At 62.5% G+C, this 23,692-nt stretch carries 17 protein-coding genes; 7 read left to right on the top strand and 10 right to left on the bottom strand.

Annotation, left to right across the window (positions count from 1 at the left end):
- Window positions 1–7: 7 nt before the first annotated feature.
- The 3 genes from M2497_RS05055 to M2497_RS05045 all read left to right on the top strand — a co-directional run bounded on the left by M2497_RS05055 (window position 8) and on the right by M2497_RS05045 (window position 3,456).
- Complete coding sequence (locus M2497_RS05055; RefSeq protein ID WP_058423040.1) at window positions 8–661, top strand: ABC transporter permease; 654 nt, start codon at window positions 8–10, stop codon at window positions 659–661.
- Window positions 658–1,815: an ABC transporter ATP-binding protein gene (locus M2497_RS05050; RefSeq protein WP_248486124.1), complete on the top strand. Its 1,158-nt coding sequence runs from the start codon at window positions 658–660 to the stop codon at window positions 1,813–1,815. Before M2497_RS05055 ends, M2497_RS05050 begins: the two co-directional genes overlap by 4 nt.
- A gap of 477 nt (window positions 1,816–2,292) precedes the next feature.
- Window positions 2,293–3,456, top strand: a complete 1,164-nt coding sequence (locus M2497_RS05045) for a type III PLP-dependent enzyme (RefSeq protein WP_025856258.1) — start codon at window positions 2,293–2,295, stop codon at window positions 3,454–3,456.
- Between the two features lie 49 nt (window positions 3,457–3,505).
- Here M2497_RS05045 and M2497_RS05040 read toward each other — a convergent pair whose 3' ends face one another.
- Window positions 3,506–4,255: a tetratricopeptide repeat protein gene (locus M2497_RS05040; protein ID WP_248486122.1), complete on the bottom strand. Its 750-nt coding sequence runs from the start codon at window positions 4,253–4,255 to the stop codon at window positions 3,506–3,508.
- A 1-nt stretch (window position 4,256) separates the two neighbouring features.
- Window positions 4,257–4,937, bottom strand: coding sequence for a Fe2+-dependent dioxygenase (locus M2497_RS05035; protein ID WP_248486120.1), 681 nt, complete (start codon window positions 4,935–4,937; stop codon window positions 4,257–4,259).
- Between the two features lie 205 nt (window positions 4,938–5,142).
- Between M2497_RS05035 and M2497_RS05030 the strand changes: the two genes are divergently transcribed.
- Together M2497_RS05030 and M2497_RS05025 are read left to right on the top strand one after the other, a co-directional pair.
- Entirely contained in the window at window positions 5,143–7,428 is a 2,286-nt protein-coding gene (locus tag M2497_RS05030) for a TonB-dependent siderophore receptor (protein WP_248486118.1), read from the top strand.
- A 136-nt stretch (window positions 7,429–7,564) separates the two neighbouring features.
- Window positions 7,565–10,090 (top strand): sulfite reductase flavoprotein subunit alpha, encoded by a 2,526-nt coding sequence (locus M2497_RS05025; RefSeq protein ID WP_248486116.1) that lies wholly within the window; start codon window positions 7,565–7,567, stop codon window positions 10,088–10,090.
- Window positions 10,091–10,223: 133 nt separating this feature from the next.
- Here M2497_RS05025 and M2497_RS05020 read toward each other — a convergent pair whose 3' ends face one another.
- The 4 genes from M2497_RS05020 to ptsP all read right to left on the bottom strand — a co-directional run bounded on the left by M2497_RS05020 (window position 10,224) and on the right by ptsP (window position 17,443).
- Window positions 10,224–11,765, bottom strand: a complete 1,542-nt coding sequence (locus M2497_RS05020) for an alkaline phosphatase D family protein (protein ID WP_248486114.1) — start codon at window positions 11,763–11,765, stop codon at window positions 10,224–10,226.
- A 183-nt stretch (window positions 11,766–11,948) separates the two neighbouring features.
- Window positions 11,949–13,652: a PTS fructose-like transporter subunit IIB gene (locus M2497_RS05015; RefSeq protein ID WP_248486112.1), complete on the bottom strand. Its 1,704-nt coding sequence runs from the start codon at window positions 13,650–13,652 to the stop codon at window positions 11,949–11,951.
- Window positions 13,653–13,663: 11 nt separating this feature from the next.
- A complete protein-coding gene (gene pfkB / locus M2497_RS05010; RefSeq protein WP_248486110.1) occupies window positions 13,664–14,584 on the bottom strand; it encodes a 1-phosphofructokinase in 921 nt (306 codons plus the stop codon).
- The gene (gene ptsP / locus M2497_RS05005; RefSeq protein WP_248486108.1) at window positions 14,585–17,443 is read right to left on the bottom strand and encodes a phosphoenolpyruvate--protein phosphotransferase; all 2,859 of its coding nucleotides are present in this window, start codon (window positions 17,441–17,443) and stop codon (window positions 14,585–14,587) included.
- A 294-nt stretch (window positions 17,444–17,737) separates the two neighbouring features.
- Between ptsP and cra the strand changes: the two genes are divergently transcribed.
- Together cra and M2497_RS04995 are read left to right on the top strand one after the other, a co-directional pair.
- Window positions 17,738–18,733: a catabolite repressor/activator gene (gene cra / locus M2497_RS05000; protein WP_248486106.1), complete on the top strand. Its 996-nt coding sequence runs from the start codon at window positions 17,738–17,740 to the stop codon at window positions 18,731–18,733.
- Window positions 18,734–18,735: 2 nt separating this feature from the next.
- The gene (locus M2497_RS04995; RefSeq protein WP_248486104.1) at window positions 18,736–19,512 is read left to right on the top strand and encodes a TatD family hydrolase; all 777 of its coding nucleotides are present in this window, start codon (window positions 18,736–18,738) and stop codon (window positions 19,510–19,512) included.
- Here M2497_RS04995 and M2497_RS04990 read toward each other — a convergent pair.
- From M2497_RS04990 to ampD, 4 genes are all read right to left on the bottom strand, one after another.
- Window positions 19,459–19,890, bottom strand: coding sequence for a hypothetical protein (locus tag M2497_RS04990; protein ID WP_248486102.1), 432 nt, complete (start codon window positions 19,888–19,890; stop codon window positions 19,459–19,461). The genes M2497_RS04995 and M2497_RS04990 overlap by 54 nt on opposite strands.
- 126 nt (window positions 19,891–20,016) lie before the next feature.
- A complete protein-coding gene (locus M2497_RS04985; RefSeq protein WP_248486101.1) occupies window positions 20,017–22,047 on the bottom strand; it encodes a methyl-accepting chemotaxis protein in 2,031 nt (676 codons plus the stop codon).
- Window positions 22,048–22,240: 193 nt separating this feature from the next.
- On the bottom strand, window positions 22,241–23,077 hold the full coding sequence (gene ampE, locus M2497_RS04980; protein ID WP_248486099.1) for a regulatory signaling modulator protein AmpE: 837 nt from the start codon (window positions 23,075–23,077) through the stop codon (window positions 22,241–22,243).
- Window positions 23,074–23,637: a 1,6-anhydro-N-acetylmuramyl-L-alanine amidase AmpD gene (gene ampD / locus M2497_RS04975; RefSeq protein ID WP_248486097.1), complete on the bottom strand. Its 564-nt coding sequence runs from the start codon at window positions 23,635–23,637 to the stop codon at window positions 23,074–23,076. Before ampD ends, ampE begins: the two co-directional genes overlap by 4 nt.
- Window positions 23,638–23,692: the final 55 nt, after the last annotated feature.

The following is a 23,692-nucleotide window of genomic DNA, read 5'->3' as shown; positions in this document are numbered from 1 at the left end:
AGAAGACATGGAATTCCTGAACGCCTTTTCCCATCTTGATTGGGCCCAAGTCCTGCACCTGACCGGGCAGCACATCACCCTGGTCGGTATCGCCGTGATCCTCGCGATCCTGATCGGCGTGCCCCTGGGCATTCTGATGACGCGTTTCCCGACCCTCGCCGGCCCATTGCAGGCCAGCGCCACGGTGTTGCTGACCGTGCCGTCCATCGCGCTGTTCGGCCTGTTGCTGCCGTTCTACTCCAAATTCGGCCAGGGCCTGGGGCCGATGCCGGCGATCACCGCCGTGTTCCTCTACTCCCTGTTGCCGATCATGCGTAACACCTACCTCGCCCTCACTGGCGTGGAGCCGGGCATTCGCGAAGCCGCCAAAGGCATCGGCATGACCTTCGGCCAGCGCCTGCGCATGGTCGAGTTGCCCATCGCCGTGCCGGTGATCCTCGCCGGTGTGCGCACCGCGGTGGTGATGAACATTGGTGTGATGACCATCGCCGCCACCATCGGCGCCGGTGGCCTGGGTGTACTTATTCTGGCTTCCATCAGCCGCAGCGACATGTCGATGCTGATCGTTGGCGCCGTGCTGGTCAGTCTCCTGGCCATCTTCGCCGACCTGCTTCTGCAATGGCTGCAACGCTCGCTGACTCCAAAAGGATTGCTCAAATGATCGAACTTCAAAACCTGTCCAAGACCTTCCAAAGCAACGGCAAGACTGTAACGGCCGTGAACGATGTAAGCCTGACCGTCAACGAAGGTGAGATTTGCGTATTCCTCGGTCCATCGGGTTGCGGCAAAAGCACCACGCTGAAAATGATCAACCGCCTGATCAAGCCTACCTCGGGCAAGATCCTGATCAACGGCGAAGACACCACCGACCTCGACGAAGTGACACTGCGTCGCAACATCGGCTATGTGATCCAGCAGATCGGACTGTTCCCCAACATGACCATCGAGGAAAACATCGTGGTGGTGCCCAAGCTGCTCGGCTGGGACAAGCAGAAATGCCACGACCGCGCCCGCGAGTTGATGAGCATGATCAAGCTGGAGCCCAAGCAGTACCTGCATCGCTATCCGCGTGAGCTGTCGGGTGGCCAGCAACAGCGTATCGGCGTGATCCGCGCACTGGCGGCCGATGCGCCGCTGCTGCTGATGGACGAGCCGTTCGGCGCGGTCGACCCGATCAACCGCGAGATGATCCAGAACGAATTCTTCGAGATGCAGCGCGCGCTGAACAAGACCGTGATCATAGTCAGCCACGACATCGACGAGGCCATCAAGCTGGGTGACAAGATCGCCATCTTCCGCGCCGGCAAGCTGCTGCAGATCGACCACCCGGACACGCTGCTGGCACACCCGGCCGACGAGTTCGTCAGCAACTTCGTGGGCCAGGACAGCACCCTCAAGCGTCTGCTGCTGGTGAAGGCCGAAGACGCGGCGGACAACGCGCCGTCGGTGAGCCCGGAAACGCCGGTGGCCGATGCCCTGGAGCTAATGGACGAAACCGACCGCCGCTATGTGGTCGTCACCTGTGCCGAGAACAAGGCGCTGGGTTATGTACGCCGTCGCGACCTGCACCGTCAGACCGGTACCTGCGGCCAGTACCTGCGCGAGTTCAACGCCACGGCCGCATATGACGAGCACTTGCGCATCCTGCTGTCGCGCATGTACGAGTTCAACCGCTCGTGGCTGCCGGTGATGGATGCGGAGCGGGTATTCCTGGGTGAAGTGACCCAGGAGTCGATTGCCGAGTACTTGAGCTCCGGTAAGTCCCGTGGCGGCAAGACCAGTATCGTCTCGCCGGCTGAAACCGCGTTGGCTTGATCTGACACTGCTCGGTTAAAAATGTGGGAGGGGGCTTGCCCCCGATAGCAGAGTGTCAGTCAGCCTATGTTTGGCTGACACTCCGACATCGGGGGCAAGCCCCCTCCCACATTTGCCCTCTGGTGTGTCAGGGAAATCCCGCCAATTTGCCCTATCCGGGGAACATCATTCCGTCACACCGGTCGGTTACATAAGTAGCTGCACGCGGCTGTGCGACGAGCGCGTGCAAAAACGCGACATTTTTAGTTGATCTATGGCCCCTCACGTCCTAAAGTTCGCGCCGAACGTCCATGCTGGAAACGATCCATCCGGCTCAAGTACTGACGACGAGACAGCAAGGCCAAGGGAAGCGGTTGATCCCATGGCCTTTTTGCTTTCGGCGACATGCCTTGGGAAGTAGGCGAACCAAAGTGGGGATACGGAGGACGTTCAGTTGCACCCATTGATTACTACAGTTTGCCCTTAGGAGTTCCCAGCATGTCGATCAACGTCGAAGATTATTTCGCGCGCGCCACTTTTGACAAAATGAAGGCGTTCGCCGACAAGCAAGAAACCCCGTTCGTGGTGATCGACACCGCGATGATCAGCCAGGCCTACGATGACCTGCGCGCCGGTTTCGAATTCGCCAAGGTCTATTACGCCGTCAAGGCCAACCCGGCCGTCGAGATCATCGACCTGCTCAAAGACAAAGGTTCGAGCTTCGACATCGCCTCGATCTACGAGCTGGACAAGGTACTGGGCCGTGGCGTCAGCCCTGACCGTATCAGCTACGGCAACACCATCAAGAAGTCCAAGGACATCCGCTACTTCTACGAGAAAGGCGTACGCCTGTTCTCCACCGACTCCGAAGCCGACCTGCGCAACATCGCCAAGGCCGCTCCGGGTTCTAAAGTGTATGTACGTATCCTCACCGAAGGCTCGACCACGGCTGACTGGCCGCTGTCGCGCAAATTCGGCTGCCAGACCGACATGGCCATGGACCTGCTGATCCTCGCCCGTGACCTGGGCCTGGTGCCATACGGCATCTCGTTCCACGTGGGCTCGCAGCAGCGCGACATCAGCGTGTGGGACGCGGCGATCGCCAAGGTCAAAGTGATCTTCGAACGCCTGAAAGAAGAAGACGGTATTCACCTGAAGCTGATCAACATGGGCGGCGGCTTCCCGGCCAACTACATCACCCGCACCAACAGCCTGGAAACCTACGCCGAAGAAATCATCCGCTTCCTCAAGGAAGACTTCGGCGACGACCTGCCGGAAATCATCCTGGAGCCGGGCCGTTCGTTGATCGCCAACGCCGGTATCCTGGTCAGTGAAGTGGTATTGGTTGCACGTAAATCCCGTACCGCCGTCGAGCGTTGGGTGTACACGGACGTGGGCAAGTTCTCCGGCCTGATCGAAACCATGGACGAAGCCATCAAGTTCCCGATCTGGACCGAGAAGAAAGGCGAGATGGAAGAAGTGGTCATCGCCGGTCCCACCTGCGACAGCGCCGACATCATGTACGAAAACTACAAGTACGGCCTGCCGCTGAACCTGGCGATTGGTGACCGCTTGTACTGGCTGTCGACCGGTGCGTACACCACCAGCTACAGCGCGGTTGAGTTCAATGGCTTTCCGCCACTGAAATCGTTCTACGTGTAAAACGGCCGCACATAAAAAACCCATGACATGTCATGGGTTTTTTTACACCTCAAGAAAGGCTTACCGCGCGTTGTTGATAGGCACCGGCCATCGCCCGGATCCGCGGATCATTCGCCGCTACCAAGGCCTTGTGCGCCACCCGCAAGAACTTCAGGTTCCCGCCCGCCAACGCCTTGCGCAACCATTCCAGCGCCGCGTCGATCTGACCTCTGTCGGCCAGCACCGCCGCATAGCTGAACTGCCCGCGAAAATCTCCGGCCTCGGCTGAGCGTCGATACCAGTCCACAGCAGCGTGCAGGTCCTGTGGGCAGAACCGGCCATCTTCCAGGTAACGCCCCAGCAGGTTCATCGACTTGGCATGCCCCTGCTCGGCCGCCCGGCGATAACAGGCCAATGCTTGTGGTTGGTCCTCGGCGACACCGCGCCCCGTAGCCAGCAGATTGGCGTAGTTGTACTGCCCCCAATCCAACCCTGCCTCGGCAGCCACCCGGTATTCCCGTGCAGCCGCCGCCTCGTCGACATCACATCCCCAGCCATGCTCGCGGCACCGCCCAGCCATGTTGCGGGCCATCAAATGTCCGCTGTGTGCAGCGATCTGGAACCAGCGCAAGGCCAATGCCTCATCGCGTGCAATGCCGCGCCCTTCCAGCAAGATCTGCCCGAGCAACGCCTGGGCATCGACGACCCCCTCCTTCGCCGCCATCAGGATCGCCTGGGCTGCGCGCACGGGGGAATCGTCGAGCATCGCTTGCAGTTGCTCGGCGTTGAGCACTTCTTCCCGGCGTAATAAAAAGCCCATGTCAGACCTCGACCCAGCGGCGCAGCAGGTTGTGATACGTGCCGGTGAGTTGGATCAGCGCAGGATGGTCAGGCACATCGCGGGTCAGTTGCTGGATCGCACCGTCCATTTCAAACAGCAGGGTGCGCTGGCTGTCTTCGCGCACCAGGCTCTGGGTCCAGAAGAATGAGGCGTAGCGCGCACCACGGGTCACGGCGTTGACTTTGTGCAGGCTGGAGCCGGGGTACAGCACCATGTCGCCAGCCGGTAACTTTACGCGCTGCAGGCCGAAGGTGTCCTGGATCTCCAGTTCGCCGCCGTCGTATTCGTCCGGGTCGCTGAAGAACAGCGTCGATGACAGGTCGGTGCGCACACGCTCGTGGCTGCCCTTGCATTGGCGCACGGCGTTGTCGATATGAAAGTCGAAACTGCCGCCCGCCGTGTAGCAATTGAGCAGCGGTGGAAACACCTTATGCGGTAACGCCGCTGACATAAACAACGGGTTCTGCCACAGCCGTTCAAGCATCGCCGCGCCAATTTCCTTGGCCAGCGGGTGGCCCTCGGGCAATTGCAGGTTGTGCTTGGCCTTGGCGGACTGGTGCCCGGCGGTGATTTTACCGTCGGCCCAATCGGCGTTTTCCAGGGCCTGGCGAATGCGCTGCACCTCCTCACGAGAGAACAGGCCGGGGATGTGCAGCAGCATGGGGCAGTACCTGAAAACGGGGAGGCGCCAATGGTATTGATTCTTATCCACTCTGTAAAACGCTGGGACGAACGAGTTCGTAAAAACCGTAAGCCAAAAGTGTAAAGAATGTAAATTCAGTGCAATTAGCAATGTATCGCAATTGATAGAAAGTCTTGTTCGCCCTATATTCCGCGGCCTCACATCCTTGGGGAAAGGACACGTCATGTCGCGCACCACTACAAAAATACCTGCCGGTTCACCACGCATGCTGGCTTCAGCCATCGGCGTTGCCCTCAGCGCCAGCTCTGTCGCCCATCTGGCACAGGCCGCCGAAGAGACTGAACAAAAAGGCCAGCGCAACAGCATTTCCCTGGGCGCCACCAGCATCACCGGGGAAGCGCAGGACAACACCTCCTACCAGGTCGAAAAAGCCTCGTCGCAGAAATACACCGCACCGTTGGTGGATACCCCGCGCTCGGTCACCGTGGTGCCGCAACAAGTCCTGAAGGACACCGCCGCCACCTCGTTGCAGGATGCCTTGCGCACCGTGCCGGGCATCACCTTTGGTGCGGGCGAAGGCGGCAACCCCCAGGGCGACCGTCCGTTCATCCGTGGTTTTGACGCCCAGGGCGACACCTACCTGGACGGCGTGCGCGACACCGGTGGCCAGAGCCGTGAGATCTTCGACATCGAGTCGATCGAAGTCAGCAAAGGCCCGAACTCTTCGTTCGGCGGTCGTGGTTCGGCCGGTGGCAGCCTCAACCTGGTGAGCAAGACCCCACAAGCGCGGGACTTCACCAACGGCGGATTTACCTACGGCTCCGACCAGACCCGCCGCTACGTGCTCGACGTGAACCGCCAGTTCCTCGACGACAGTGCCGCATTCCGCCTGAACCTGATGAGCCATGAACAGAACGTCGCCGGACGCGACGCGGTCAATTACGACCGTTGGGGTATAGCGCCGTCGCTGACCTTCGGCCTGGGCACCCCGACCCGCGTCAACCTCAGCTACTACCACCTGGAAAGCAACGACCTGCCGGATTCGGGGATTCCCTACGGCTATGGTTCGTCGACCGCCACCGCCCATGTGCATGACAAACCCACCGACGGCGGCGACAGCAACAACTTCTACGGCCTCAAGGATCGCGACTTCCGCAAGACCCGCGCCGATATCAGTACGTTCTCCATCGAGCACGACCTGAACGACACCATGACGCTGAAAAATACCCTGCGCCATGGCAGCACCGGCCAGGACTACATTCTCACCCAGCCGGACGACAGCAAATTCAACGTCAACCGCTATGGCACCGTGTGGCGTCGCGCCAACAGCCGGGTGTCGACCACGACCACCACCACCAACCAGACCGACCTGTTCGGCAGCTTCCAGGCGCTGGGCTTCAAACACAGCTACTCTACCGGCCTGGAGTTCACCGGTGAAGAAACCCGCGTCAGCAGCTACACCATCAGCCCCAACGCCAACCCAGTCTGCACCGTGGCCAAGGGTAGCCTGGGCGGCCAGTGCACCTCCCTGAGCAATCCGAACCCGGATGATGCCTGGACCGGCAGCATCGCCCGCAACTACTACGGCACCGCCACCAAGGCCACCAGCCGTGGCGCTTATGTGTTCGACACCATCGAGCTAGACCCGAAGTGGTTGCTGAACGTCGGCCTGCGCTACGACACCTTCGACACCGTGGCCAACACCGACTCCGCGACCGGCCGCAGCAAAATCAAGGAAGACAGCCAGTTCTTCAACTGGCAAGCCGGCCTGGTCTGGAAGCCGGTGGAAAACGCCAGCATCTATGCTTCCTACGCGACATCGGCGACGCCTGCCGGGGGGCTGGTCGGTGAAGGTTCAGACGGCAACCCTCTGTCTGCCGGCGCCGCCAGCAGCGACTTGCAGCCGGAAGAAACCGTCAACTACGAACTGGGCACCAAGTGGGACCTGTTCCACGACCGCCTGTCCCTGACCGCCGCGGTGTTCCGCACCGAGAAGAAAAACACCCGCATCCTCGTGGACGCGCTCACCTACCAGAACGCTGGCGAATCCCAGGTCGACGGCCTGGAACTGTCCGCCAGCGGCAAGCTCACCGACCAATGGCAGGTGTTCGCCGGCTACAGCTACCTCGACAGCGAACTGGTCAAATCCGGCCTGAACGGGCGTAACGGTGTGGTCAGCGCGGGCTCCAACAAAGGCAACCAAATGCCCAACACGCCGAAGAACACCTTCAGCCTGTGGACCACCTACGACGTCACCTCCAAGCTCACCATCGGCGGCGGCGCGTTCTACGTCGACCAGGTTTATGGCGATGCGGGCAACACCGTTTACGTACCGTCTTACACCCGCTACGACGCCATGGCCAGTTACAAGCTGACCAAGAACGTCGACCTGCAATTGAACGTGCAGAACCTGACGGACAAGCTGTATTACGACAAAGCCTTCTCCACCCACTTCGCCAACCAGGCGGCCGGTCGTACGGCCTTGTTGACCACCAGCTTCCACTTCTAAACAGCAGCACCACGCAGCAAAGAGCCCCACGCATCGGATGCGTGGGGCTTTTGCGTGTAAAACAGAATGTTTCTCGACAAGCCACGGCATAATGCGCGCCGTGCCCTACATATCCGGATAGACGAGGCGGTCAGACGTGTTGAAGAAAACCCTGTTCCAGTTGCACTGGTTCTTCGGCATTACAGCCGGGCTGGTGCTGGCCTTGATGGGGATCAGCGGGGCTGCGGTCTCGTTTCAGGATGAAATACTGCGGGCGCTCAACCCCAGCGTACTGACCGTGGAAAAACGCGAAGCCGGCGTACTGCCGCCCGCCGAGCTGGTGCGCAAGCTGGAGGCCACCGAAGGCCAGACCGTGGCCATGCTGTTCGTGGAAAGTGAGAGCGGCAACGCCGCCCGCGTGTTCTTCACGCCGCCACCCGGCGAGCGCCGTGGCCAGTTGCGCTATTTCGATCCCTACACCGGCGCCTACATGGGCGACGTGGTCGGCCAGGACGTCTTCGGCTTCCTGTTGCAGTTCCACCGCTTCCTGGTGATGGGCGACACCGGGCGCAACATCACCGGCGCGTGCACGCTGATCCTGGTGTTCTTCTGCCTCTCCGGCCTTTACCTGCGCTGGCCGCGCCAGGTGGCGAGCTGGCGGGCCTGGCTGACGCTGGACTGGCGCAAAAAGGGCCGTGCCTTCAACTGGGACCTGCACTCGGTGTTCGGCACCTGGTGCCTGCTGGCTTACCTGCTGTCGGCGTTGACCGGCTTGTATTGGTCCTACGACTGGTACAGCCAGGGCCTGACCAGACTGTTGTCCGACGCCCCGCAAAACGAACGGGTGCGCAAGCGCGGCCCGGCGCCCGAGGGTGCGGCGCCGGTGGCCAACTACGATGCGATCTGGAGCAGCATCTACAGCAACGCCGGCCCAGGTTTGAGCGCCTATAACATCCGCATGCCAGCGGTCGCCGGGCAGCCGGCTACCGTCTATTACCTGCTGAAAAACTCGCCCCATGACCGGGCACTGAACCAGATCAACCTCGACCCGGCCACTGGCGAGATCAAGTCCCACGATCAGTACGCCAGCAAAAGCCTCGGTTCCAGACTGCTGACCAGCGTCTATGCGCTGCACACCGGCAGCTACTTCGGTTTGATCGGGCGGATTGTCCTCACACTCAGCTCGGTGCTGATGCCATTGTTCTTCATCACCGGCTGGCTGCTGTACCTGGACCGCCGGCGCAAAAAACGCCAGGTGCGTGACGCGCGCAACGGCCTCACCGCCAACCACAGCGATGCCCCTGCGTGGCTGATCGGCTTTGCCAGCCAGAGCGGCTTTGCCGAACAGCTTGCCTGGCAAACGGCGGGGCAATTACAGGCGGCCGGCCTGCCGGTGAAGGTGCAGCCCCTGGGCAGCGTCAGCCAGGACGACCTGCGCCAGTCGGAAAACGCGCTGTTTGTAGTCAGCACCTTCGGCGACGGCGAAGCCCCCGACAGTGCCCGTGGTTTCGAGCGCAGCGTGCTCGGCCAGGACCTGTCCCTCAAGGGCCTGAACTACTCGGTGCTGGCCCTGGGTGATCGCCAGTACGAACATTTCTGCGGCTTTGCCCGCCGCCTGCATTTCTGGCTGACAAACCAGGGCGGCAACCCACTGTTTGCGCCCGTGGAAGTCGACAGCGGCGACACCACCGCCCTGCTTCACTGGCAGCAGCAACTCGGCCAACTGACCGGCCATGCCCCCGCATCCGCGTGGCCGACCGCCCAGTATGAAAACTGGACGCTCAGCCAGCGCTCATTGCTCAACCGCGACAGCAGCGGCTCGGACGTCTATCTGCTGGGCCTCACCTCGCCGTCGCCACAAAGCTGGCAAGCCGGCGACCTGGTGGAAGTGCTGCCGCGCAATTGCCCCTGGGCCATCGAACACTTCCTCGAAGGCTTGGGCCTGGCCGGCAGCGACGGCGTGTTGATCGACGGCATGGCGCATACGCTCGACCAGGCTCTGGCCACTCGCCAACTGCCGACCCATCGCGCACACCTGGTCGGCCTGCACGCCCAGGCACTGGTGGACGCGTTGGTGCCGCTGGGCATGCGCGAATACTCCATCGCCTCGATTGCCAGCGATGGCGTGCTGGAACTGATCGTGCGCCAGGAACGCCACCCCGATGGCAGCCTGGGCCTGGGCTCAGGCTGGCTGACCGAATACGCCGCCCTCGGCTCGAACATCAGCCTGCGCCTGCGCCGCAACAGCGCGTTCCACCTGCCGCAGGCGCCGGTACCACTGATCCTGCTGGGCAACGGCACCGGCCTGGCGGGCCTGCGCAGTTTGCTCAAGGCACGTATCGCCGACGGCCAGCAGCGCAACTGGTTGCTGTTTGGCGAGCGCAATATCAAGCATGACTTCCTCTGCCAGGACGAACTGCAAGGCTGGTTGGCCAGCGGCGATCTGGCGTTGCTCGACCTGGCGTTTTCCCGCGATCAGGAGGAGAAGATCTACGTACAGGACCGCCTGCGCGAGTCAGCGGATGTGCTGCGCAAATGGCTGGCCGATGGTGCGGCGATTTATGTGTGCGGGAGTTTGCAGGGGATGGCCACGGGGGTGGATCAGACGCTGGTGGACATCCTCGGCAGTGAGGCCGTGGAGCGGTTGATCGAGCAGGGCCGCTATCGCCGAGATGTGTACTGACCCCCTGAACGAACAACACTCAACCTGTGGGAGGGGGCTTGCCCCCGATAGCGGTGTATCAATAGCTCAGTCAGAGACTGATACGCCCTCATCGGGGGCAAGCCCCCTCCCACAGTTTTCAAAGCGTTCCAATTCAGGTGGGCTGGAGTTTTTGTTCGAACACCGAGACGCCATCCAGGTCCCGTAGCACCACAGTCAACTCCGCCGTCTGCCCATCAATGTTCACCTCCCCAAAAAACTGAAACCCCGCCAGCGGCGAGGTGTTCTGCGCCGGCGGTGCCTTCTCGAACACCACTTCGGGGCCAAAGGTCTTGTCCAGCGGATTAGGCCCGAAACTCCCCGCGTTCAACGGCCCGGCGACAAACTCCCAGAACGGTTCGAAATCCTGGAACGCCGCCCGATCCGGGTGGTAGTGGTGCGCTGCGCAGTAGTGCACATCAGCGGTCAGCCACACGTGGTTGCGCACGTTTTGTGCCCTTAAAAAGCCCAGCAGCTCGGCGATTTCCAATTCGCGGCCTTGCGGCGCACCAGGCTCGTTGTTGGCGATGGCTTCCCAACGCGGTACGCTAGGGCTGACTTCACCGTCGGGTACGCCGAGGCCGATGGGCATGTCGGCAGCGATGACTTTCCACTGCGCCTGGGAGCCCTTGAGTTCACGCTTGAGCCAGTCCAATTGCTCACGCCCGAGGAAGGGTTTTGCGCCGCCGAGGTTGTCATCGTTGGGCCCGCGATAACTGCGCATGTCCAGCACGAATACATCCAGCAGCGGACCATAGCTGAGCTTGCGATAGATCCGCCCGCCGCCGTCCGCCGCCTGCCGGCGCATCGGTGAGTATTCCAGCCAGGCCTGGCGCGCACGGCCGACCAGGGTATTGATGTCCTTGACCCGATAGCGCTCATCCAACTGCTTGCTCGGCGACCAGTTGTTCACCACTTCATGATCGTCCCACTGCCAGATCTGCGGCACCTCGGCGTTGAAGCGGCGCACGTTTTCATCCATCAGGTTGTAGCGGTAATTACCACGATATTCGTCGAGGGTTTCGGCGACTTTGCTCTTGGCCTCAGTGGTGATATTGCGCCAGATGCGCCCGTCTTCGACGGTGAGCTGCGCGGGCACGGGGCCGTCGGCGTAGATGGTGTCGCCGCTGTGGATAAAAAAGTCCGGCAAGCGCAGGCGCATGGCTTCGTAAATGCGCATGCCGCCGATGTCCGGGTTGATGCCGAAGCCTTGGCCGACGGTGTCGCCGCTCCACACAAAACGAATGTCGCGGCGCTGTTGCGGCACGCTACGCAGATGGCCGAACCACGGCTCGCTGGCGATGCCGGTCTGGGCATCCTCGAAGTGCACGCGGTAGAAGATCGCCTGGTCGACGGGCAGCCCGGTGAGCTCGACGCGGGCGGTGAAGTCGCTGCGCTGGTCGGCCAGCGGAGATATAAACCGACGAGGGTTGCTGAACACACTGCGGGTGTCCCACTCCACCACCATCCTGGCCGGGCGGTCGCTGCGGCTCCAGATCATGGCGCGGTCGCCGAGCAGGTCGCCGGACTGCACGCCATCGGTGAGCTGCGGCCGGTCCTTGACCGAAGCGATCACCGCCGGAGCCAGGCCCGGCAACAACAGGCCGGCGCCGACGGCTTGCATCACGCGGCGGCGGCCGAGATCGAAGTGGCTCATGCAAGTGCCCTCTTGAGTATCAAAAGGGCCACTAAAGCACGCCCCGATGAAGCAGAGATGACACCTATACAGCGATTAACGGTGGGAGGGGGCTTGCCCCCGATGGCAGAGTGTCAGCCAGCACATTTATGGCTGACACACCGATATCGGGGGCAAGCCTCCTCCCACATTTTCTGCACCGCGTCAGACCGTCACAGTCAGCTCTTGCGCTTCGGGGCGCTTGAGCAACGCGTAGACCAGGCCGGTCAACAGGCTGCCGGCGACAATTGCCAGCAGGTACAGCAGCGCATGGTTCATCGCATTCGGGATCACCAGCACAAACAGGCCACCATGGGGTGCCGCCAGCACACAGCCGAAGTACATCGACAGGGCACCGGTCAATGCACCGCCGGCGATACTGGACGGGATCACGCGCAACGGGTCTTTCGCGGCAAACGGGATCGCGCCTTCAGAGATGAAGCACAAGCCGAGGATCATCGCCGCCTTGCCCGCTTCGCGCTCGGTCTGGGCAAACTTGCGGCGCGCCAGGAAGGTCGCTATGCCCATGCCGATCGGCGGCACCATGCCGGCCGCCATGGTCGCGGCCATCGGGGCGCCGCTGTGAGCGGCCAGCAAACCCACCGAAAACGCGTAGGCCGCCTTGTTGATCGGTCCACCGAGGTCGACACACATCATGCCGCCCAGCAGGATGCCCAGCAGTACCGCATTGGTCGTGCCCATGGTGCTGAGAAAATCAGTCAGCCCCACCAGCATGCGCGCGACCGGCGGCCCCACCAGGTAGATCATCGCCAGGCCGGTGAACAAGCTCGCCAGCAACGGGATGATCAGGATCGGCTTGAGCGCCTCCAGGCTCTGCGGCAACTTCACCGCACGGGTGATCAACTTGACGCAGTAGCCGGCGAGGAAACCGGCGAAGATGCCGCCGATAAAACCTGCACCCAGGGTGCCGGCCAGCAGGCCGCCAATCATGCCCGGCGCGATGCCCGGACGGTCGGCAATCGAGTAGGCGATGTAGCCCGCCAGCAGCGGCACCATCAACATGAAGGCGCGGTCGCCGACGGTTTTCAGCGCGGCGGCCAGGGTGCCCTCCTGTTCAAAGGCGTGAATGCCGAACACGAACGACAAGGCGATCAACAACCCACCCGCCACCACCATCGGCAACATGAACGACACACCGGTAAGCAGGTGTTTGTACACGCCGGTTTTTTCCGGCTTGGCCACCGCGCCGCTGGCCGCGCTTTCCACCGCACCTTCGGCAAGGGCCTTGTTGAGGGTGGCTTCGGACTGCTTGAGGGCAATGCCGGTGCCGCAACGGTAGATCTTCTTGCCGGCGAAGCGCTCGGTGGCGACTTCGATATCGGCGGCCAGCAACACCACGTCGGCATTGGCGATTGCTTCGGCGCTCAATGGCGTACGGGCACCGACCGAGCCCTGGGTTTCGACCTGCAAGTCATAACCCAGGCGCTTGGCCGTCTGCTGCAACGCTTCGGCGGCCATGAAGGTGTGGGCGACGCCAGTCGGGCAGGCGGTGATCGCGACGATGCGCGGCGCGTTCCTGGCCGGCGCCTCAGCCGCGACATACACCTGCGCCTCTTCGGCGCCACGGCGCAATACGGCGTCGACATCCGCCAACGCCTGGGCCGGCGTGCTCTGGAACACGCGCTTGCCGACAAACCGCTGCATATCCACCGGAGCGCTGCTGACCAGCAACACCCATTCGGCGTCGTCGATGATCGCCTGGGACAATTGGCGCTCCGGGCGCTGCACATCCACCACTTCGACACTGGTGCTCCAGCCCTGGCGCTGCGCGGCGGCGTCCAATAAGCGGGCGCACAGCACACTGGTGACCATGCCGTTCGGGCAGGCAGTAACAATGGCTAACTTCATCACAAACCCTCTTATTGTTCTGTCAGCGTGCGTACGTGGACGCCGCTTTCGAGGCGCGCCAACTGCGCGTCATCGCTGATGCCAAAACCGATCTGCGTCACTGCCATCGCGGCAATCGCCGTGGCGCGGCGCAAGGTCTGTTCCGGGGTATCGCCGCTGAGCAGACCGTGCAGCATGCCGGCCAGCAGCGAGTCGCCGGCGCCGACGGTACTGGCCACCGTCACCTTCGGCGGCGTGGCCTGCAGCGCCGCACCTGAGCGGTACCAGGTGACGCCGGCAGCGCCATCAGAAACCACCACATGTTCCACGCCTTGCCGATGCAGTTGGCTGATTGCATCCGTGACGTTATCCAGGACTTCAGCCAGCTCTTCGGTATTGGGCTTGACCATCCACGGCCCCGCTTTCAAACCGGCGCGCAGCGCTTCGCCGCTGGTGTCCAGGGCGACTTTCAACCCGAGGTTTTTCAGTTGCTGCAACAGCCCCTGGAACCACTGCGGGCTGATGCCACGCGGCAAGCTGCCGGCCACCACCACCGCATCGAATTGCGCACCGATGTCGGCGATGCGCTTGAGCAGCGCGGCTTGCGCCGCGTCACTGACCTGCGGCCCCGGCGCATTGATATCGGTGACCCGGCCGTCCTGTTCGGCAATCTTGATATTGCTGCGGGTTTCGCCCGGCACGCGAATGAACGCGTCACCAAACCCACGGCGGGCGATCAGTGCCTCGAAGGCCTGGGGGTTCGCCTCACCGAGGAAACCACCCACGCTCACCTGATGGCCCAAATCCGCCAGCACCTGCGCCACATTCACGCCCTTGCCTGCGGCATGGGTCAGCAGGGTTTCGCTGCGGTTCACTTCACCCGGTTCCAGGTGCGCCAGGCGCACCGTCAGGTCCAACGCCGGGTTCAGCGTCAGGGTCAGAATCCTTGCCATCTACACGGCCTCCACTAGGGCACGCACTTCGGCGGGCGAGCCCACCGCCAGTGCTTGTTGCGCCAGGCCCTGGGCCTCGCTCAGACTGAATTCACGCACCCGCGCCTTCACTTCCGGAATGCTGCGGGCCGACACGCTCAACTCATCCACACCCAGGCCGATCAGCACCGGCACCGCCAGCGGGTCTGCTGCCAATTCGCCGCACACCCCCACCCATTTGCCATGGGCATGGGCGGCGCGCACGGTGATGTCGATCAGTTGCAGTACCGCCGGGTGCAGGCCATCGGCCTGGGCGGACAAGGTGGGGTGACCGCGGTCGATGGCCAGGGTGTACTGGGTCAGGTCGTTGGTGCCGACGCTGAAAAAGTCCACTTCCTTGGCCAGTACCGGTGCGAGCAAGGCCGCCGACGGCACTTCGATCATGATCCCCAGTTGCAGGTCCGCCACCGGGATTTCCAGGCGCAGGCGCTCGGTCATATCACGGGCGGCACGCCATTCGTCGACGCTGCCGACCATGGGGAACATGATGCGCAGCGGGCGGCTATCGGCGGACCGTAACAGCGCGCGCAATTGTGCTTCCATGATCTGCGGGCGTTGCAGGGTGAGACGGATGCCGCGCACGCCAAGGAAGGGGTTTTCTTCCTCGGCAATCGGCCAATACGGCAACGGTTTGTCGCCGCCCACATCGAGAGTACGCACTACCAGCGGGCGACCGCCAAGACCGTCGAGCACGCGGCGGTATTCGGCTTCCTGGGTGGCTTCGTCCGGCGCTTGCGGGTGGGCCATGAAAATCAGTTCGGTGCGCAGCAGGCCGATGCCTTCGGCGCCCTGCTCCACCGCGCCGGCGACACCGGCGCTTTCGCCGATGTTGGCGAACACTTCCACGGCATGGCCGTCGCGGGTCAGCGCCGGTTCGTGGCGTTGCGCCGAAGCGGCTTGCAGGCGTTGTTCGCGGGTGTCGCGCTCGACCGTGGCGCGTTGCAGGGTGGCGGCGTCGGGGTCGACATGCAGGCGACCGCGCTGGCCATCCAGCAACAGGGGGGTGCCGGAGGCCAGCAGCAATACCGCCGGGCCCGCGCCGACCAGCGCCGGGATACCCAGGGCACGGGCGACGATGGCGCTGTGGGCCGTCGCGCCGCCACGGGCGGTGAGGATGCCAGCGACGCGCGCGGGGTCAAGACGTGCCACGTCCGACGGCCCGACCTCGTCCATTACCAAGATGTAGGGCTGGCTCGGCTCCTGGACGGTTTCGACGCCGCACAGTTGCGCCAATACACGGCGGCCGATGTCACGCAGGTCGGCGGCGCGCTCGGCGAGCAAGGCGTCCTGCAACGACTCCTGCTGCCTGGCGGCCGCCTCGATCACACTCATCCACGCCGCTTCGGCGCTTTCGCCCTGCTTGAGGCGAGTGTCGACTTCGTCGGTGAGTTCCGGGTCGTCGAGCATCTCCTGGTGGGTGATGAAAATCTCGCGGATCGCTTTGGATGGGCTGCGCTCGATCAGGCCCTGGATGTCGCGGCGCACTTCGCCGAGGGTGCTGTGCAGGCGTTGGCGCTCGATCGCGGAGGACTCGCCGCGCAGAGGATAGTCGAACGTTTGCTGGATCTGGATATGTGCCGGGCCGATGGCGATGCCTGGTGCAGCGGCAATGGCCTGGATCTGGCTGCCGCTGGTCGGCGCACTGACAACCGGCTCGATATCCAGGGCGGCGGGTTGGGCGCTGACCGTCGGTAGCGGCTCGACCTCTTCACCGAGGCCTTCCCCCACAGCGGCGAGCAACGCGGGCAGCGCATCGCCGGCAATCGTCGGCTCGGCGACGAACTCCAGCACCTGGCCACGCCGTGCGCCGAGGCTCAGCAGTTTGCTCAGGCTTTTCACCGACACGGCGCCGACCGGGCCATCGACGATGCGTACGCGGATGTCGCCATCAAAACTTTTCGCCAACTGCGCGAGGATCTTCGCCGGGCGCGCGTGCAAACCGTGGGCATTGGCCAGGGTGATGCGAGCGCTGGGCCAGTCCGGGGGCAGTTCGCCACCAAGCACTTCGAGCACCGCGCGGCTGCTGGTGGCGCGGCCCAGTTCCTGGCCGCGACCTTCGATGAGCAAGGCGCACAGGCGCTCCAACAGCGTTTGGTGGGCTTCGCCGAGACTGGCCAGGCAGAACAGGCCATGGAGCGGCTGGCCGAGGTAACGCATGGGTTTGTCCGGGGTGACGAACGCCAGGCCCGGGCGCTTGACGGTCTGTTCGCTGTGCAACCACCACAGGCCATCGCCCAGGGGCAACGCGTCGACCTGCTGCAACACGGCGGCGAAACCATTGCTCACACAATCGGCCTGGCGCAACAGGCGTGCGCCGCGCCAGACCAACTCTTCGAAGTCGTCGGCGGACACACCCAGGCTGATCATCTGCGCATCCAGCGCCAGTTCCTGCGGTGCGCCTTGCAGCAGTTTCAGCAGGACTTCGGCGCTTCCGGCACGGCGCAATGCCTGGCCCAGGTCGGTTTCGCCAAGGGCACGGGTGAGCAGTTGCAACAGGCGCAGGTGTTCGTCGGATTTGGCGGCAATGCCAATGGCCAGGTACACGATCTGGCCGTCGCCCCAGTCCACCCCTTCAGGGAACTGCAGCAGGCGCACGCCGGTAGAGAACACCTGGTCGCGGGTTTCCGGGGTGCCGTGGGGGATGGCAATACCTTGGCCGAGAAAGGTCGAGCCTTGGGCTTCACGGGCCTGCAAGCCACTGAGATAACCCTCGGCGACCAGGCCGTCGGCCACCAGTTTGTCAGCGAGCAGGTGCAAGGCAGCAGATTTATCCACAGCCACCTGGCCCATGGAAATCTGCTCTACAGTGAGCTCAAGCATGCCGTTCTCCTAGTTAGTGCGGTGACCGCACTAGGTATTGTTTTAAACAAACAGTGTAATGGGTGTGCATCAATAGCTGACTGAGCAGTCAGTTGGCAGTAGCTACTCAGTCGCGAACGTCGTAAAAATACGCTGGCTGAAACGTTTAATCTAGAATTTATGGCAGATTACGCGTTAATTGCGCATCCTTGAACAACCACTCGGCACTTGAGCTGAGACATTGGTCGAGTGCTGGAATCGGTTACGATTGGACAAAATGTCGGGGCAAGCTCCAGAAAACAAGGAAATCCCGGTTTGAAACTCAGTGATATCGCCCGCCTGGCCGGTGTGTCCGTGACCACCGCCAGCTACGTCATCAATGGCAAGGCCGAACAGCAGCGCATCAGCAACGCCACCGTCGAACGGGTGCGGGCTGTCGTCGAAGCCCATGGCTTTACCCCCAACCCACAGGCCGCCGGGCTGCGCAGTCGGCACACGCGCACCTTGGGCTTCATCCTGCCCGATCTGGAAAACCCCAGTTACGCACGTATCGCCAAACTCCTGGAGCAAGGCGCACGGGCGCGCGGCTATCAGTTGCTGATCGCCAGCTCCGACGATGATGCCGACAGCGAACGCCAGTTGCTGCAACTGTTCCGCGCGCGACGTTGTGATGCGCTGTTCGTCGCCAGTTGCCTGCCGGCCAGCGATGACAGTTATCGCGAGCTGCAAGCCAAAGGGTTGCCGGTGATTGCCATCGACCGGGTGATGGGTGCGGATCAGTTCTGTTCGGTGGTCAGCGATGACCGCCAGGCCTGCCAGCAGTTGACCAGCAGCCTGCTGCAACCGCTGCCCAAGCAGATTGTGCTGATCGGCGCACGGCCCGAATTGAGCATCAGCCAGGAACGCGCCGCCGGTTTCCGTGAAGCCCTTGCCGGGTTCAGCGGCGAGGTGATCGTCGAACACGCGGAAGCGTTCAGTCGCGACTGCGGCCGACAGCTGATGGAGCAACTTCTACAGCAACTGGGGCATTTGCCTGACGCGCTGGTGACCACGTCCTACGTGCTGCTGCAAGGCGTGTTCGACGCGCTGCATGACTTCCCGCTCAAGACGCGCCCGCTGCGCCTGGGCACCTTTGGTGATACCCAATTGCTGGACTTCCTGCCGCTGCCGGTCAACGCCATGGCCCAGCAGCACCAACTGATCGCCGATACCGCCCTGCGCCTGGCGCTGGCCGCGATCGAAGAAGAACAGTACCAACCTGGGGTGCATGCCATCGGCCGGACGTTCAAGCAGCGTATTCACGAGGCTTGAGCGTGGAGTTGATCGACACCCATACGCACCTGGACTTCCCGGATTTCGACAGCGATCGCCGGGAAGTCCTCGCCCACAGCCGAGCGCTGGGCGTGCGGCGCATGGTGGTGTTGGGGGTGTATCAGCAGAATTGGCAAAGGCTGTGGGACCTGGTGCAAGCGGACGAAGGTTTGTTCGCCGCCTTTGGCCTGCACCCGGTGTACCTCGACGACCATCGCCCCGCTGACCTGACGGCGTTGGGCGATTGGTTGACGCGCCTGCACGGCCACGGGCAACTGTGTGCAGTGGGCGAGATCGGCCTGGATTACTTTCTCGAACAGCTGGACCGCGAACGCCAGCAAAGCCTGTTTGAAGCCCAGCTCAAACTGGCCGTGGAGTTCCAACTGCCGGCGTTGCTGCACGTGCGCCGCAGCCACGCCGCCGTGATCGCCACCCTCAAGCGCATCCGCCTGCCCCGCGGCGGCATCATCCATGCGTTTGCCGGCAGCCACGAAGAGGCTCGGGAGTACATCAAGCTCGGCTTCAAACTGGGGTTGGGCGGCGCCCCCACCTGGCCCCAGGCCTTGCGCATGCACAAGGTGCTGGCGCAACTGCCGCTGGAATCGGTGGTGCTGGAAACCGACTCACCGGATATGGCGCCGGCCATGTTCCCCGGCCAACGCAACAGCCCCGAACACCTGCCGGCCATCTGCACCGCCCTGGCCGAGCGCATGGGCATCAGCGCGCTATCGTTGGCTGAGGCGAGCACACGCAATGCGTGCGAGCTGTTCAATTGGTAAGACTGGCGTGACCACTTGCAGGTCCAACGTGATCCGCTGCCGGTAACGGGCATAGCGCAGCGCCAGGAAATGCACCAGCAGCACCACCAGTGACACGTTGAACTGCCCGATCACCGTGATCAGCCCCACCCATTCCGTGACCAGGGCCACGATCAGCACCATGCAGGTGAACACCGCCATGCTCGGCTGCACCAGCGCCCAATGGCCCAACAGCTTGAACGCCCGCAATTGCCGAGGGCAACTCAATTGCAAGAACTGCCGGCAATACGGGCAATCGAAGGGCTCTTCGATGGCGATGGCATTCAGCTGCCAGGGCTTGAGCTCAAACCTGATATCACAATGGGCGCAATGCCCTTTGATGCCGACTGCAATGGTCATCGTCGTGCTCCCCTGAACGTGAATTTGTCTGAAACAAATTCTCACCCATTCACGCCGCCAGAAAAGACACGCAGGGAAATCAGGACAAGCACTACACCCGTAAGCAATACGCCCTACCTACAATTCCTACACTCGAAACGCGCCGATCAATTGCCTCAACTCAATCACCTGCATCGACAGCTGCCGGCTCGCCGCTTCGGTCTGGTGGGCGCCCTGGGCCGCATGCTCGCCGGCGCGATTGATTTCGACGATGTTCTGGTCAATGTCATGGGCAACGGCGGTCTGTTGCTCCACGGCGGCAGCGATCTGCTGGTTCTGGTCGACGATCATTCCCACGGCACCGAGAATATTTTCCAAGGCCTGCTGGACCTTTTCCGATTGCCCTACCGTGCCATTGGCCATGGCATGGCTGGTACCCATGGCCTTCACGGCGGCGGCCACACCGCTGTGCAGGCGGCTGATCATCTGTTCGATTTCTTCGGTGGAATGCTGAGTACGCCGGGCCAGAGTGCGCACTTCGTCGGCCACCACCGCAAAACCACGCCCCTGTTCACCGGCCCGCGCGGCTTCGATGGCGGCATTGAGTGCCAGCAGGTTGGTTTGCTCGGCAATGCTTTTGATCACCTCCAGGACGCTGCTGATGGACTGGCTGTCGGTAGCCAATTGGTTGATAACCTGCACCGACTGATCGATTTCCGAAGCCAGCCGCGCAATGCTGCCCTGCTGGGATTGCACCAGGCCACGGCCGCTGACAGTTTCGTCATTGACGCTGTGGGCACTGCTGACGGCCGCCGCCGCACTGCGCGCAACTTCCTGGGCGGTGGACGACATCTGGTTCATGGCCGTGGCCACCTGCTCGATCTGACTACGCTGCCCGGACACGGCCTGGTTGCTTTGGGCCGAGACTGTTTCCACCTGGCCGGCCTGGAGCTCGACCTGGCTGACGGTGTGCCCGACGCGCTCGATCAGGTCATGGATCTTCGCCACGGTGCCGTTGAACACCTGGCCCAGGTCGCCCAACTCGTCGCGACTATGTGCAACAAAAGTGACGGTCATGTCGCCGGCTGCCACCTTGTCCATCATCGCGCCCAGGCGTCGCAGCGTGGTGCGGGTGGACGCGTAGAAACCGGCGTACAAATAGAAGATCAACAAAAACACCGCGCTCAGGGCCGAGACCAGTACCACCATGTGCGTGCGGTTTTGCGCCAGGCGTTGCTCCAACTGCTGCCCGAGGAACGCCAGGGTCGCGTCATCCAACTGATAGGTCTGGGCCATCAACTGGCTGACGCTGTCGTAAAAACCCTGCCAGGGTGCGTCGAGGGTCTCGGCCATCACCACCTGCTCCTCAAACAACTCACTGCCATGCTTGAGGCTGGCGTTGCTGGCTTTGGCCAGGTTGTCGAGTGCCGCGTGGGCTGCGGTGCTGGAGCCCAGGGCATCCTGCAACTTCAGGCCATATTCGGCCTGGAGTTTTTCCAGTTGCTGCAAAAGCTCGTCAAACCGCGTGCTGGACGAAGAATTGAGAAAGCCCTGGCCCAGGGAATACGCACCCATCGCCCGGCCTTGGCCCAGGGCCTGGGTGACTTGCGGGGTGACGCTGGTGATCAGCTCGCTGAGTTGGCGCAGGTCGCTCTGGGAGTCGCGGCTCAGCCCGGATTGGCTGGCGATGATCTGGCTGAGCATCTGCGATTTGTTGAGCAACTTGCCGATCAGCGCGCTTTTGCTCAGCAGCGACGTTTCCTGTTGCTGGGTCTTGAAGGCTGCGATCAACTCCTCACGCTTAGCATCAAAAACCGCAATCTGCTCAGGCTCGGTAGCCATGGCGTTGAGACCTTGCAGGCGGTTGAGCACGCTTTGTTCCAGGGCGCTGATCTTGCCTTCAAGATCGCCGGCCTTGCCGGACTGGCCGAGGGTGGCGTTGATCTGCACCTGGTTGTTGAGGGTTTCCAGGTCGCGGCGCAGGGTCAGGCTGCTGCCAAGTAAATCGAGGCTTTGCAGTTCCACGCGGGTGCCTTGGAATTCACGCCACGAGTCACGCACCAGATAAGAGTTGGTCGCCAGCATCGGCAGCAGGAACAACACACTGATCAGGCTGAACTTCATGCCGAAGCTCAGGCGATTCATCAGGGCGACGGCGGGATAGAGCAAGCTCTTCACAGGTGAACTCCCTTTCTTTTATTTTTATTGAGGTGCAGGGCGGCAGTTAGCCAGCATCTGTATAGCTCAATTTGAAAGGGAGTTTTGTAACTTAAGGTTAATGGATGGGGGGGGCTGCTTCGCAGCCCAGCGCGGGGCAAGCCCGCTCGCCACAGGCAAGACTGCTCACTACGGCGAGCCGGCTTCTACAGGGTCAGGGTAGGACGGTCCAGATGGCGAAGCCGGCGTACCACAACACCGCTGCGCGCAGCAGCAGTTCCCAGAGTCGGTCGAGGCTGTTGATGCCATCGGGGCCGACCGCAGGGGGTGGGATTTCGGCGGCGACCAGGCCGACTTTTTCCACCAGCTGGGCGGCGCTGATGTCCCAGCTCAGCAGCTCATGGAGCATCACACGGCTGACGGCAACGAAATTGCCGACCAGCGCAAAGCTGGCCGCCAGCAGGCGAACCGGCAGCCAATCGAACGCGTGGCGCAGTTGCCCGGCCCGCTCGGCCACCAAGGGGTTCTTGCTGTGCTCACTGGCCAGTGCGAGCAGCCGATAAGCCAGAGCGGCAACCGGGCCCAGCAGGAAGTACCAGAAAATCACCGCAAAAAAGCTCTGGTAGGCCTGCCACAACAGATGGCCCTGAACGCGTTCGAGCAATTGCTCGCCACTGTCGGCGCTCAGGCTCAGGTCACGTTCGGCCACATGCTCGGCGGCCTGCAGGTCACCGCGTCGCCAGGCATCGCGGAACGGACCTAGCCCAGCGAGCAGGTCACCACGCCCCAGGCTGTAGATCACCACCAGCAGGTGCACCGGTAGCGCCAGCAGTCCGTACGCCACCGGCTCCAGCACCAGCAGCAACAGCGCCAGCAAGGCCACCGGCAACAACACCAGCAACGTCAGAATCAGCCAGGGCTGCTTGCCCATGCGCGGGCTCGATTCCAGCTTGGCCAGTTCGCGCAACCAACCGCCATCTCGCTGCAACCGCTGGCGCAGGGCCGAAAACTTCTCGATCCATACAGCCAGCACCAACACCAGGAAACTCATCGTGCGTGTTCTCCATCCTGCAGGGCGCTGCGAAAGCGCGTCCAATCAAAAGCGGGGCCGGGGTCGGTCTTGCGTCCCGGAGCGATATCGCTGTGGCCACAAATGCGCTGGGGGGTGATGCTTGGGTAAGCCACCAGCAACTGGCGGGTCAGGTCGATCAGTGCTGCATATTGAGCGTCGGTGAACGGCAGGTCATCCGTGCCCTCCAGCTCTATCCCGACGGAAAAATCATTGCAGGTGTCGCGCCCCTCGAAATACGACACCCCGGCGTGCCAGGCACGGTCGATGCAGGACACAAACTGCGTCACCGCGCCATCACGCTCAATCAGAAAATGCGCAGATACCCGTAGGTCGGCAATCCCTTCAAAGTAGGGATGTTCCGTGACATCCAGGCGGTTCTGGAAAAATTCCTGCACTTTGCCAGTGGCGAACTGCGCCGGTGGCAGGCTGATGTTATGCACCACCAACAGTGAGATTTCGCCGGCGGGGCGCTCGTTGAAGTTGGGCGAAGGGCAATGATGGATGCCCCGGCACCAACCGCTGGTGGGGTCCAACTGCATACAGGTTCCTTGAACAATACAAAGTGTGACCAGTATGCCGCGTTCGACCCTCCGG

Source organism: Pseudomonas sp. CYM-20-01, assembly GCF_023169845.1.
GTDB lineage: Bacteria > Pseudomonadota > Gammaproteobacteria > Pseudomonadales > Pseudomonadaceae > Aquipseudomonas > Aquipseudomonas azotoformans.
Note: the sequence above shows the minus strand (reverse complement) of the source record. Positions and strands in the feature narration are given on the sequence as shown.

Bases quoted from the DNA above. Each gene is read 5' to 3' on its own strand.
- ampE (WP_248486099.1), bottom strand. From the start codon at position 23,077: ATGAGTTTCCTGGTGTTGGTGCTGGCTGTATGGATCGAGAAGTTTTCG.
- ampD (WP_248486097.1), bottom strand. From the start codon at position 23,637: ATGCAGTTGGACCCCACCAGCGGTTGGTGCCGGGGCATCCATCATTGC.
- M2497_RS05045 (WP_025856258.1), top strand. From the start codon at position 2,293: ATGTCGATCAACGTCGAAGATTATTTCGCGCGCGCCACTTTTGACAAA.
- M2497_RS05020 (WP_248486114.1), bottom strand. From the start codon at position 11,765: ATGAGCCACTTCGATCTCGGCCGCCGCCGCGTGATGCAAGCCGTCGGC.
- M2497_RS05030 (WP_248486118.1), top strand. From the start codon at position 5,143: ATGTCGCGCACCACTACAAAAATACCTGCCGGTTCACCACGCATGCTG.
- M2497_RS05055 (WP_058423040.1), top strand. From the start codon at position 8: ATGGAATTCCTGAACGCCTTTTCCCATCTTGATTGGGCCCAAGTCCTG.
- ptsP (WP_248486108.1), bottom strand. From the start codon at position 17,443: ATGCTTGAGCTCACTGTAGAGCAGATTTCCATGGGCCAGGTGGCTGTG.
- M2497_RS05035 (WP_248486120.1), bottom strand. From the start codon at position 4,937: ATGCTGCTGCACATCCCCGGCCTGTTCTCTCGTGAGGAGGTGCAGCGC.
- M2497_RS04990 (WP_248486102.1), bottom strand. From the start codon at position 19,890: ATGACCATTGCAGTCGGCATCAAAGGGCATTGCGCCCATTGTGATATC.
- M2497_RS05050 (WP_248486124.1), top strand. From the start codon at position 658: ATGATCGAACTTCAAAACCTGTCCAAGACCTTCCAAAGCAACGGCAAG.
- pfkB (WP_248486110.1), bottom strand. From the start codon at position 14,584: ATGGCAAGGATTCTGACCCTGACGCTGAACCCGGCGTTGGACCTGACG.
- M2497_RS05015 (WP_248486112.1), bottom strand. From the start codon at position 13,652: ATGAAGTTAGCCATTGTTACTGCCTGCCCGAACGGCATGGTCACCAGT.
- M2497_RS05040 (WP_248486122.1), bottom strand. From the start codon at position 4,255: ATGGGCTTTTTATTACGCCGGGAAGAAGTGCTCAACGCCGAGCAACTG.